This is a genomic window from Streptomyces sp. TRM64462, assembly GCF_013362995.1.
Taxonomy (GTDB): Bacteria; Actinomycetota; Actinomycetes; order Streptomycetales; family Streptomycetaceae; genus Streptomyces.
The window spans coordinates 1-11,320 of sequence record NZ_JABWDV010000246.1 but is presented as its reverse complement, the minus strand read 5'-3'; the positions used below and the strand labels follow the sequence as shown (position 1 = coordinate 11,320).

Below are 11,320 nucleotides of genomic sequence, written 5' to 3'. Positions count from 1 at the left end.
CACCTCGCCCCCCCCCGCGCCCCCGCCCCTCGGTGGCCGAGCCTGCGCCCGGCTTCCGGACCGGCCCCTCCCGTCCGATCCGGCCGCCCTCGTGCCGCCCGGCACACCCCCCCGGCCCGCCAGGCACCGGCCCCCCCTCCGGCGGGTGAGCGGTCACCGCGCAGCCCCCGTGTGCTGCGCGACGCGGGCGCACCCGCTGGCCGGGCTCCGGGGGATCAGGCTGCCGCTTCCAGGCGGTGGGCCGGGGGAATGCCCAGGTCGCGGAGGATGGCCTGGGCGGCGCGGTGGCCGGAGTGGAGCGCGCCCTGGGGGGTGCTCATGTCGCGGTGGTCACCGCACACGTACAGGCCCGCCAGCAGGCGTACCGGCCGCAGCAGGTCGTGCGGGGGCGGCATGGCCGGGACCGCCTCCGGGTCGTGGCGTACCGCCAGCAGGGTCCAGTCGGCTGTGCTCGTGCCGTACAGGGACGCCAGATGGCGGATCACCCTGCGGTTCACGTCGTCCGGCGGCGGGCCCAGGACCGTGGAGGTGATCAGCGCCCTGCCGCGCGGGGCCCGGGACGGGTCCACCTCGCTCATCACCGCCGTGTGCGACACCGGACCCGACCGGTCCGCGTCCAGCACCAGGGCGGGCGCCGCCAATGGAGCTTCCGGCGCGGCATGGTGAAGCACCGTCACCGGGTGGAAGTCCGGGACCCGGAGGCCCGGGAGGAGGTCCGCCGCCGCCCGCGCGCCGGTCGCCACCACCAGTGAGCGGCACGTGAACTCGCCGTGCTCCGCCGTCAGGACCCGGCTGATCGACGCGTCCTTGACCCGTACGCCCGTCCGCACCGTCCCCGGTGGCAGTGCGGCTGCCATCCGCTCGGGCAGGGTAGAAGCGCCGCCCGCCGGGACGCACAGCCGGCCCCGCGCGAAGCCGCGCAGCGCCAGGTCGGCGCAGCGGCTGGACGTGGTCAGGTCCGGGTCGCTCAGCAGCGCCGAGAGCAGCGGGCGCAGGAACGTTCCGACCGTGCGCGGCGGCAGGCCCCGCGCCATCAGCGCCTCCAGCGCCGGCCGCTCCCGCCGGGCCAGGAGCCGCTCCGTGGGGGTGCCCGCGAGGCGGGCCAGCGAGGCGCCCAGCCGGGCCTGGTCCAGGGGGCGCGGCGCGCTCGCCAGGGCCCGCGCCCGGGTCAGCGCCGACCGCGCACCGCCCCGCACCTCGCCGGTCCGGTGCAGCCGGCCGCCGCTGTGTACGAGGACGCCGGGCTGGAACCGCCGCAGTGCCCCGGCGTCGGCCCCGGGGACGCGGTGCAGCTCCGGGTACGAGGTGTTGAGGAGCTGCCCGATCCGGTCCAGGCGGAACCCGTCGACGTGGTCGGTGGCCATCCGCCCGCCGACCTGTGGAGCGGCCTCCAGGACCCGCACCGCGAGGCCGGCGCTGGTGAGGTGGTGGGCCGCGGACAGACCCGCGAGCCCGGCTCCGACGATGACGACGTCCGCGTGCTGATCTGCGGTACTGAGCACGTGACCCTCCCCGGGTGACGGTTCGGTGCGTGGGTGGCTCATGCCCTGGACCGGCCCCCGGAATGCGGGAGTTCGGGGCCTGAGCGCTCCCAGCGGCTCCAGAGCGTAGGGGGCCCCGACGGCACGGGGCAGTCGCGCGCGGAGGGGGTCACCGAAGCACGGAGGTCGCACACGCGTGCTGTCGCGGAGGTTCACGTCGCGCGGGCCCATCGCGAGCAGCGGCCGGGGGCGAGGGGGACGCGCAGGGGGCGGTCGGACGTACGGCGTTCGGTATACGGAAGGACGGGCGCCGCCCTTCCCACCCCCTGCGAGGGGTGCGGCGGCCAGCCCCCACCCGCCGTCAGCCGCGTACGGCGGGGAGGGGACGCGCAGGGGTCGCCCCCGCAGCGTTTGGCGGCTGCGGAATGGTGAACCGGACCGGAACGGAAGGCCGCCAAACCGAGGAGGTGAGCCCCGGAGCGGCCCCGACCCACCCACCGGGTGAAGGCGCGGCGCGCAGGGGGCGCGGGCCAGGGAACAGGGAGTGCGGCCCGGGGGCCGGTTCCGCTGTGCCCACCCTCCCCCAAGTTCTCGACTTCGCTCGAACAGGGGGCACCCCCATCGCCCTAGGCGGAACGCATGCCCACAGCGGAACCGGCGGTGCTGCGGGACCACCACCAGGGAGGCGCGGCGCGCGCAGGGGCGCGGCCGGGGAATGGGGCTACGTCGCCGCGCGGATCGCCTCGTCGACAGTGGGGAACGCGAAGCGGAAGCCCGAGTCCAGCAGTCGTGCCGGCAGGACCCGCTGGCTGCCCAGCACGTCGTGGGCGAAGTCGCCCAGTGCCGCGCGCAGGGCGAAGCGCGGTACGGGGAACGGCGTCGGGCGGCGCAGTACGCGCCCCATCGCGGCCGTCACCTCCCGGTTCGTCACCGGCTCAGGGGCCGTCAGGTTCACCGGGCCCGCCAGCGACTCCGTATCGAGGATGTGCCGCAGCGCCGCCACCTCGTCGTGCAGGGAGATGAAACTCCAGTACTGGCGGCCGTGCCCCAGCCGTCCGCCCAGACCCGCCCGGAACAGCGGGAACAGGCGGCCCCACGCGCCGCCCTCACGCGCCACCACCAGGCCCGTACGGGCGTACGCGACCCGGATGCCGGCCTCCTCGGCGGCCGCCGCGGCCTCCTCCCACTCCACGCACACCGACGGCAGGAAGCCCTCGCCCGCCGGAGCCGACTCGTCCACCGCGCGCGTGCCGGTGTCCCCGTAGTAGCCGAGGGCCGTCCCACACACCAGCACCTTCGGCGGTACGTCCAGCGACGCCACCGCCTCCGCGACGGCGGCCGTGCCCAGCACGCGGCTGTCGCGGATCTCCCGCTTGTACGCCTCCGTCCACCGCCGGTCGCCCACGCCCGCGCCCGCGAGGTGCACGACGGCGTCGCAGCCGGCGAGGGCCGCCGCGTCCACGTACTGCCGCTTCGGGTCCCACTCCGCCTCGTCGGCGCCCCGCGCCGGCCTGCGCACGAGCCGTACGACCTCGTGGCCGTCCGCCCGCAGGGAGCGCACCAGGGCGGAACCGATCAGTCCGCCGGCGCCGGTGACGGCGACACGCGAACGGGACGAGGGCGGCGAGCCCTTGCGGAAATCAGGCATGACCCCATCTTGCCTTCATGGCACAGTGACGGCCATGAACCCCTCCACCGCAGCCCCGGGCTCCGCCTCCGCCTCGGCCTCCGCCTCCGCGCCGTTTCTCATACGTCCCGCACGCCCCGGCGACGCCGACGTGCTCAGCCACCTCGACCATGCCACCTGGTCCACGCTGCACGCCGTCACGCCCCGCCCTCAGCCGCCGTTCGACCCGTTCTTCGACGCCGACCACCGCACCGAGGACTACCTCGTCGCCGACCTCGGCGACGGCCGGCCCGTCGGCTACATCCGCATCGGCATGGCCACGCGGCTGGCCTGCAACACGCACGTACGGCAGATCCAGGGCCTCGTCGTCGCCGAGTCCGTCCGCGGCCGGGGCGTCGCCCGCGCGCTGCTGCGCGCCGCGTGCGACGAGGCGCGCCGCCGGGGCGCCGTACGGATGACCCTGCGTGTCCTGGGCCACAACACGCCCGCGCGCCGCCTGTACGAGGCCGAAGGCTTCGCCGTAGAGGGTGTGCTGCCGGGCGAGTTCCACCTGGACGGGCGGTACGTCGACGACGTGTTCATGGGGCGGAGCCTCCTCGGCTGACCGGCCAGTGCCTCACCCGCCAGTGCCTCACGCGCCGGCGCCCAACCGGCCGGCGCCTCACCCGCCGAAGCGGTCCCACAGCCGCGGCAGCCGCTCCGCGAGCGCCCGGTCGTCGTCCACGTCCAGGGGCGTGCCCTCCGGCTCGGGCGGCTGTGCCGGGACGCCCAGGTCCGGCGCGTCGAGCCCGGTGAGCTGCTCGTACGCCTCGTCCGCCGCGTACCCCAGCTCCTCACCGTCCCCGTCGAGCTCCGGGTCGAAGTCCTCCAGCAGCTCCGCCAGCGACTCCGCGTCGTGCACCGCGCCCTCGAACACCTCCCGGCCCTGGCCGATCAGCCAGCACCGGAAGTAGTCGAACGCGTCGTCGCCCGCCCCGCCCAGCAGGACCGCGGCGGCCGCCCACAGGTCCCAGGTGTACGCCCGGTTGTAGCGCGCCTCGAAGTGGCGGGCGAAGTCCAGCACGGATTCCGGGTCGAGCTGCATCAGCCGCTCCACGAGCAGCTCGGCATGGTCGTCGGGGTCGCGCTCGGCGGCCTCACGCGTCGTGTCGACGATCTCCCAGAACTCCGTCTCGTCCATCACGGGACCAGCATCGGGCGTGCGGGGGAGCGGCGCACGCGGAGCGGCGGGAACGGAAGCCGAATGGAAACGGGACGGATACCGGACAGAAGGTGTCGCCATTGCGTGGAACGGTCCTCGTATGACGACCAAGCAGCACACGTCGCACACACCGCACACGTACCAGCCCGGCGCCCGTCCGCTCGCCGGTACCGTCGCTCTCGTCGCGGGCGCCACCCGTGGCGGGGGACGCGCCATCGCCGTCCAGCTCGGTGCCGCCGGCGCCACCGTCTACGTCACCGGGCGCACCACCCGTACCCACGTCAGCGAGGTCGGCCGGCCCACCGAGACCATCGAGGAGACCGCCGAACGCGTCACCGCGGCGGGCGGCGAGGGCATCGCCGTCCCCACCGACCACCTCGTGCCCGAACAGGTCCGCGCCCTCGTCGCACGCGTCGACGGCGACCACGGCCGCCTCGACACGCTCGTCAACAGCCTCTGGGGCGGCGACCACCTGCTGAAGTTCGGCGTGAAGATGTGGGACACCGACCTGGAGCAGGGCCTGCGCATGCTCGACCTCGGCATCCGCAGCCACGCCATCACCAGCAGCATCGCGCTGCCGCTGCTGATCCGCCGCCCCGGCGGCCTGGTCGTGGAGATGACGGACGGCACGGCCGAGTACAACCGGCGCTTCCGCGAGAACTTCTACTACGACCTCGCCAAGACGGCCCCCCTCCGCATGGCCTTCGCGCTCTCCCACGACCTGAAGGACGAGGGCGCCACCGCCGTCGCGCTCACGCCCGGGTTCCTGCGCTCCGAGGAGATGCTCGACGCGTTCGGCGTACGGGAGGACAACTGGCGCGACGCGTGCGCCCGCGAGCCGCACTTCGCGGTCGCCGAGTCACCCGTCTACGTGGGCCGCGCGGTCGCCGCACTCGCCGCCGACCCCGACAAGGCGCGCTGGAGCGGTCAGTCCCTCAACAGCGGGCAGCTCGCCAAGGAGTACGGGTTCACGGACGCCGACGGGTCGCAGCCGGACGCCTGGGGGTACTTCCGGGACGTCGTCCACGGCGGGCAGGACCGACCGGTGGAGGCGTACCGGTGACTGGGGGCTCCGCCCCCAGACCCCCGGACCGCGCCTCGGGGAAGCTCGTCCTCAATCGCCGGACGGGCTGAAACCAGCCTCTCCGGCGATTGAGGAGCGGGGGTTCGGGGGCAGAGCCCCCGAGTACAGCTCCCGCAGCCGCGCCGCCGTCTCCGCGAACCGTGCGCGCAGGGACGGCGGCTCCAGGACCTCGGCCTCCGGGCCGAGCGCCAGGAGCTGGCTGAACGCCACCTCCTCGGACTCCACCGGCAGGGTGACCGTCACCCGCCCGGCCGGGTCCGGGGGCCCGGCCGCCGCCAGGGCCTCGCGGGCCGCCGCCTGGTCCGTCGCGTACGGGAGCCGCCGCGCCCCCGCCTCCGAGAGCCGTACCACCGCCTCCGTACGGAGGATGGAGCGGGCGAACTCCGCCGCGCGCTCCTCCCAGAACCCCGGCAGGTCGAAGCCCTCGTCCCGTACGAAGCGCTCCTCGCACAGCGCCACCGCCGTGAACCGGTCGACCCGGTACACCCGGAACGCCTCCCCGGCACGCGCGCACAGGTACCAGACGCCCGCCTTCAGAACGAGCCCGTACGGCGCCAGCTCGCGCTCCACGTCGGCGTCGGCCCGCCGGTACAGCGCCCGGACCAGCCGGTCGCCCCACACCGCCTCCGCGATCAGCGGCAGCAGCTCCGGCGTCTCCGGCTCCTGGTACCAGCCGGGCGCGTCCAGGTGGAACCGCTGCGCCGCCGTCTCCGACGCGTCCCGCAGCGACGGCAGCAGCGCGGCCGACACCTTCAGGCGGGCCGCCGACGCCGCGTCGTGCAGCCCCATCTCGCGCAGCGCGCCCGGCACGCCCGACAGGAACAGCGCCTCCGCCTCACTGCGCGCGAGCCCCGTGAGCCGCGTACGGTACCCGCCGACCAGCCGGTAGCCGCCGGCCCGGCCCCGGTCCGCGTACACGGGGACGCCCGCCTCCGACAGGGCCAGCGCGTCGCGCGTGATCGTACGCTCCGACACCTCCAGCTCCCGCGCCAGCTCGGCGGCGGTCATCGACGGCCGGGACTGGAGCAACAGCACCATCTTGATGAGGCGGGCAGCGCGCATGCCGCCATCATGCCCCCGCCCCCCGGCATACCCGTGCCCCCGGGCGCGGGGAGGCGGGCCGGGGGCACAGGGGGAACAGCGGGAACGGCGGAACAGCGGAACAGCGGAACAGCGAGGCGATCAGAGGCCGTAGCGCTCCCGGGCGTCCTTCACCGCGGAGGCCGGGACCTCGCCGCGGCGGGCGAGCTGGGCCAGCGCGGCGACCACGATCGACGGCGCGTCCACACCGAAGTGGCGGCGCGCCGCCTCGCGCGTGTCCGACAGGCCGAAGCCGTCGGCACCGAGCGAGCTGTAGTCCTGCTCGACCCACTGCGCGATCTGGTCCGGGACCTGGCGCATGTAGTCGCTGACCGCCAGCACCGGGCCCGGCGCGTCGGCCAGGGCCTGGCGCACGTACGGGACGCGCTCCTCGCCGCGCAGCAGGGCCGCGTCGGCCTCCAGGGCGTCACGCCGCAGCTCGGTCCACGAGGTCGCGGACCACACGTCGGCGGTCACGCCCCACTCGTCGGCGAGCGTCCGCTGCGCCTCCAGGGCCCAGTGGATCGCCGTGCCGGATGCCAGCAGCTGGATACGCGGCGCGCCCTCGGCGCCCGAGCCCTCCTTGAACCGGTACAGGCCCTTGACGATGCCCTCGTCGATCCCGTCCACGGCCGGCTTGGCGGGCTGCGGCATGGGCTCGTTGTAGACGGTCAGGTAGTAGAAGACGTTCGGGTCCTCACCCGGGGCGCCCTCGCCGTACATACGGCGCAGACCGTCCTTGACGATGGTGGCGACCTCGTACGCGAACGCCGGGTCGTACGTCAGGGCGGCGGGGTTCGTCGCCGCGATCACCGGCGAGTGGCCGTCGGCGTGCTGGAGGCCCTCACCGGTGAGGGTGGTCCGCCCGGCGGTGGCGCCGACGAGGAAGCCGCGGCCGAGCTGGTCGCCGAGCTGCCACATCTGGTCGGCGGTCCGCTGCCAGCCGAACATCGAGTAGAAGATGTAGAACGGGATCATCGTCTCGCCGTGTGTCGCGTACGACGTGGCGGCGGCGATGAAGTCCGCCATCGAACCGGCCTCGGTGATGCCCTCGTTGAGGATCTGGCCGTTCTTGGCTTCCTTGTAGTACATGAGCTGGTCGCGGTCGACCGGCTCGTACGTCTGACCCTTCGGCGAGTAGATGCCGAGCGACGGGAACAGCGACTCCATGCCGAAGGTGCGGGCCTCGTCGGGGACGATCGGCACCCAGCGCCTGCCGGACTCCTTGTCCCGTACGAGGTCCTTGATGAGCCGTACGAACGCCATGGTCGTGGCGACCGACTGCGAGCCGGAGCCCTTGTCGAACGCGGCGAACGCCTTGTCGGCGGGCGCGGGCAGCGGCGCGACCGGGTGGACGCGGCGGGCCGGGGCGGGACCGCCGAGTGCGGCGCGGCGCTCCTGGAGGTAGCGGACCTCGGGGGAGTCGGCGCCGGGGTGGCCGTAGGGCACCTGGCCGCCGTCGAAGGCGCTGTCCGGGATCGGGAGGCCGAGGAGGTCGCGCATCTCCTTGAACTCGCCGTCCGACAGCTTCTTCATCTGGTGGTTGGCGTTCTTGGACGCGAAGCCCTTGCCGAGGGTGTGCCCCTTGACGGTCTGCGCGAGGATGACGGTCGGCGCGCCCTTGTGGCTGACGGCGGCCTTGTAGGCGGCGAAGACCTTGCGGGCCTCGTGACCGCCGCGCGAGTAGTGGAAGCACTCGATGATCTTGTCGTCGGACAGCAGCCTGGCCATCTCGACGAGAGCGGGGTCCTTCCCGAAGAAGTCCTCGCGGATGTAGGCGGCGTCGCGGGTCTGGTACGTCTGCACCTGCGCGTCCGGGACCTCGCGGAGGCGCCGCACGAGCGCGCCGGTGGTGTCGAGCTGGAACAGCTCGTCCCACGCCGTGCCCCACAGGGTCTTGACGACGTTCCAGCCGGCGCCGCGGAACTGGGCCTCCAGCTCCTGCACGATCTTGAAGTTGGCGCGGACGGGGCCGTCGAGGCGCTGGAGGTTGCAGTTGATGACGAAGGTCAGGTTGTCGAGGCCTTCGCGGGCGGCGAGCGCGAGGGCCGCCGTCGACTCGGGCTCGTCCATCTCGCCGTCGCCGAGGAACGCCCACACGTGGGAGTTCGAGACGTCCTTGATGCCGCGGTGGGTGAGGTAGCGGTTGAACCGTGCCTGGTAGATCGCGGACAGCGGGCCCAGACCCATGGAGACGGTCGGGAACTCCCACAGCCAGGGCAGGCGGCGCGGGTGCGGGTAGGAGGGCAGGCCGTTGCCGCCGGACTCCTGCCGGAAGTTGTCGAGGTGGGTCTCGGTCAGCCGCCCGTCGAGGAAGGCGCGGGCGTAGATGCCGGGCGAGGCGTGGCCCTGGATGAAGAGCTGGTCGCCGGAGCCGTCGCGCTCCTTGCCCTGGAAGAAGTGGTTGAACCCGGTCTCGTAGAGCCAGGCGGCGGAGGCGAAGGTGGCGATGTGGCCGCCGACGCCGTACTTGGAGCCGCGGGTCACCATGGCGGCGGCGTTCCACCGGTTCCAGGCGGTGATCCGGGCCTCCATCTCCTCGTCGCCCTGGAAGCCGTAGCCGGCCTCGGCGGCGGTGGGGATGGTGTTGACGTAGTCGGTCTCCAGCAGCTTGGGCAGCGCGAGACCGGCGCCCTCGGCCCGCTCCAGGGTGCGGCGCATCAGGTACGCGGCACGGTGCGGCCCCGCCGCGGCGGTGACGGCGTCCAGGGACGCCTGCCACTCGGCGGTCTCCTCGGGGTCGCGGTCCGGGAGCTGGTCGAGCTCGCTCGGCTGGATGCGGGTGGGGTCGGTCATAGTCGCCGCCTTCCGGAGTCGAAGGGGTGGGAGCCCTTGGTCTTGGCAGGACAGGGCGAAGGACCTCTGTTGAAGTCCGCCGACGACTGTACGACCGTGATCGATGATCGATCAAAGGGGGAGCGGCAAAATCTTATGCCGGAAGCCAAAATAGGCATCGGGTGCCACGAAATAGGGCACCCGGTGCCGTGTTTTCGCAGGTGAGGGTGAGCTTATGAGCGCGCCCCCGACAGAATGAGCGCGTCAGGGTGAGCGCTTAACCTTGTGACCATGGCCGGCGAGAAGGATCTGAGGAAACTGCTGAGCGGTATGCGCCCGGAGCTGAATCCGGGCCGCTATGTGTTCACCGCCGTGGAGGGCGGCGTGCCCTCCGGCGTCACCCCCGTGGTCACGGTCGCCGAGCAGGAGGGCCTGACCGTGGTGGCACGGCTGGAGGAGGCGGACGCGGCAGGCCTGGCGTACGACTACGTGGCCGGCTGGATCACGCTGCGCGTCCACTCCGCGCTGGAGGCCGTCGGGCTCACCGCCGCCGTCGCACGCGAGCTCGCCGACGCGGGCCTGAGCTGCAACGTCGTGGCCGGGTTCCACCACGACCACCTCTTCGTACCGTACGAGCACGCCGAGCAGGCGGTGGCCGTCCTCCAGGCCCTGGCGGACCGCTCGGCCTGAGTCCGCATGTGGAGGCCGACGGGTGGGGAGGCACGCAGGCGTGCGTGTTCTTGTGGTGACAGCGGGATCGGTCGGGGACGTCATGCCCTACACGGGGCTCGGAGTACGGCTGCGGGAAGCCGGGCACGAGGTGGTGCTGGCCACCCACGCGGGATTCGAGACGCTCGTACGCGCCCGTGGCCTGGGCTTCCGCCCGCTGCCTGTGGATCCGCGCGCCGAACTGGCCTCGGCCGGCGGTCAGGAGCTGGCCCGGGCCGGCAACGGTCCCGCGGCGATGGTCTCCCTGATGCGGATGGCGCGGGAGTTCGCCCCGGAGCTGTGCCGCGGGGTACTGGCCGCGGTGGAACAGGGCGCGGACGCGGTGCTGCTGTCGACCTCGCTGGCCCGGCCCGGACACCTGGTGACCCGCGCCCTCGACGTGCCCGGCATGGGCGTGTACCTGCAGCCGTGGGCCCCGACGGGCGACTTCCCGTCCGCCGTGTTCGGCGGCGGCCGCTCGCTGGGCCGCTGGGCCAACCGCGCCTCCGGGCACGCCGTACTGGCGCTGCTGGACCGGGTGTACGCCACCGGCGTCCGTGACCTGCGCACCCACCTCGGCCTGCCGAAGGGCGCCGACCGCGGGTCCGTGCGCCGCGAGAGCGGGGCGTGGCCGGTGCGCTACGCGTACAGCCCGACCGTGGTGCCACGCCCGGCGGACTGGCCGGCCGCCGCGCAGGTCGCCGGGTACCTGTGGCCCGCGCGTGCGGAAGGCTGGAGCCCCGACCCGCGGCTGACCGACTTCCTTCAGGCGGGGCCGCCTCCTGTGTTCATCGGCTTCGGCAGCGTCGTCACGGACGCCGGCCGGCTGTCCCGGATCGCGGTGGACGCCCTGCGGGCCGCGGGCGTGCGGGGCGTCGTCCAGGCCGGGTGGAGCGGCCTGCGGGCGTGCGGGGACGACGTCCTGACCGTCGGCGAGGTCCCCCACGACTGGCTGTTCCCGCGCATGTCGGCGCTCGTCCACGCCGCGGGGGCCGGGACGACGGCGGCGGGCCTGCGCGCCGGGGTGCCGGCCGTCCCCGTGCCGGTCCAGCTCGACCAGACGTTCTGGGCCGCCCGGCTGACCGCCCTGGGCGTCAGCCCCGGCCCGGTGCCCTTCCGACGGCTCACGGCCGAGCGGCTCGCCGAGGCGATCCGCCGCGCCGTCGGGACGCCCGGCTACCGGACGCGGGCCCGTGACCTGGCCGGGCGCATCGCCGCGGAGGATGGCGCGGGGCAGGTGGTGGAGGCCGTCGGGCGCCTGGGCTGAGGGGCTGGGCCGCGTTCGGTGGTCTTTCCCCTATCCCGCCCCTTCCCGAATCGGGGGCTCTGCCCCCGAACCCCCGCTCCTCAAACGCCGGAGGGGC

9 protein-coding genes are annotated in these 11,320 nt (G+C 74.1%); 4 read left to right on the top strand and 5 right to left on the bottom strand.

Annotated elements, in window-relative coordinates; all coding sequences use genetic code 11:
- Positions 1-215 precede the first annotated feature (215 nt).
- Together HTZ82_RS11580 and HTZ82_RS11575 are read right to left on the bottom strand one after the other, a co-directional pair.
- Positions 216-1,502, bottom strand: a complete 1,287-nt coding sequence (locus HTZ82_RS11580; protein WP_175409259.1) for an NAD(P)/FAD-dependent oxidoreductase — start codon at positions 1,500-1,502, stop codon at positions 216-218.
- Positions 1,503-2,202: 700 nt separating this feature from the next.
- Complete coding sequence (locus HTZ82_RS11575; protein WP_175409258.1) at positions 2,203-3,129, bottom strand: TIGR01777 family oxidoreductase; 927 nt, start codon at positions 3,127-3,129, stop codon at positions 2,203-2,205.
- A gap of 34 nt (positions 3,130-3,163) precedes the next feature.
- Between HTZ82_RS11575 and HTZ82_RS11570 the strand changes: the two genes are divergently transcribed.
- Positions 3,164-3,712, top strand: a complete 549-nt coding sequence (locus HTZ82_RS11570; protein WP_175409257.1) for a GNAT family N-acetyltransferase — start codon at positions 3,164-3,166, stop codon at positions 3,710-3,712.
- A 57-nt stretch (positions 3,713-3,769) separates the two neighbouring features.
- Here HTZ82_RS11570 and HTZ82_RS11565 read toward each other — a convergent pair whose 3' ends face one another.
- Positions 3,770-4,288, bottom strand: coding sequence for a DUF4240 domain-containing protein (locus HTZ82_RS11565; protein WP_175409260.1), 519 nt, complete (start codon positions 4,286-4,288; stop codon positions 3,770-3,772).
- Positions 4,289-4,409: 121 nt separating this feature from the next.
- Here HTZ82_RS11565 and HTZ82_RS11560 point away from each other — a divergent pair, with 121 nt between their 5' ends.
- Positions 4,410-5,372 (top strand): SDR family oxidoreductase, encoded by a 963-nt coding sequence (locus HTZ82_RS11560; protein WP_175409256.1) that lies wholly within the window; start codon positions 4,410-4,412, stop codon positions 5,370-5,372.
- Between the two features lie 51 nt (positions 5,373-5,423).
- Here the strand turns inward: HTZ82_RS11560 and HTZ82_RS11555 are convergent, their stop codons facing one another.
- Positions 5,424-6,455 (bottom strand): YafY family protein, encoded by a 1,032-nt coding sequence (locus tag HTZ82_RS11555; protein ID WP_175409255.1) that lies wholly within the window; start codon positions 6,453-6,455, stop codon positions 5,424-5,426.
- A 120-nt stretch (positions 6,456-6,575) separates the two neighbouring features.
- Positions 6,576-9,269, bottom strand: coding sequence for a pyruvate dehydrogenase (acetyl-transferring), homodimeric type (aceE, locus tag HTZ82_RS11550; RefSeq protein ID WP_175409254.1), 2,694 nt, complete (start codon positions 9,267-9,269; stop codon positions 6,576-6,578).
- Positions 9,270-9,539: 270 nt separating this feature from the next.
- Here aceE and HTZ82_RS11545 point away from each other — a divergent pair, with 270 nt between their 5' ends.
- Complete coding sequence (locus HTZ82_RS11545; protein WP_175409253.1) at positions 9,540-9,938, top strand: ACT domain-containing protein; 399 nt, start codon at positions 9,540-9,542, stop codon at positions 9,936-9,938.
- Positions 9,939-9,960: 22 nt separating this feature from the next.
- Positions 9,961-11,223, top strand: a complete 1,263-nt coding sequence (locus HTZ82_RS11540; RefSeq protein ID WP_309235423.1) for a glycosyltransferase — start codon at positions 9,961-9,963, stop codon at positions 11,221-11,223.
- The last annotated feature ends 97 nt before the right edge of the window (positions 11,224-11,320 follow it).

Coding starts and splice junctions, on each gene's coding strand:
- HTZ82_RS11575 (WP_175409258.1), bottom strand. CDS start 3,129: ATGCCTGATTTCCGCAAGGGCTCGCCGCCCTCGTCCCGTTCGCGTGTC.
- HTZ82_RS11570 (WP_175409257.1), top strand. CDS start 3,164: ATGAACCCCTCCACCGCAGCCCCGGGCTCCGCCTCCGCCTCGGCCTCC.
- HTZ82_RS11565 (WP_175409260.1), bottom strand. CDS start 4,288: ATGGACGAGACGGAGTTCTGGGAGATCGTCGACACGACGCGTGAGGCC.
- HTZ82_RS11560 (WP_175409256.1), top strand. CDS start 4,410: ATGACGACCAAGCAGCACACGTCGCACACACCGCACACGTACCAGCCC.
- HTZ82_RS11555 (WP_175409255.1), bottom strand. CDS start 6,455: ATGCGCGCTGCCCGCCTCATCAAGATGGTGCTGTTGCTCCAGTCCCGG.
- aceE (WP_175409254.1), bottom strand. CDS start 9,269: ATGACCGACCCCACCCGCATCCAGCCGAGCGAGCTCGACCAGCTCCCG.
- HTZ82_RS11545 (WP_175409253.1), top strand. CDS start 9,540: ATGGCCGGCGAGAAGGATCTGAGGAAACTGCTGAGCGGTATGCGCCCG.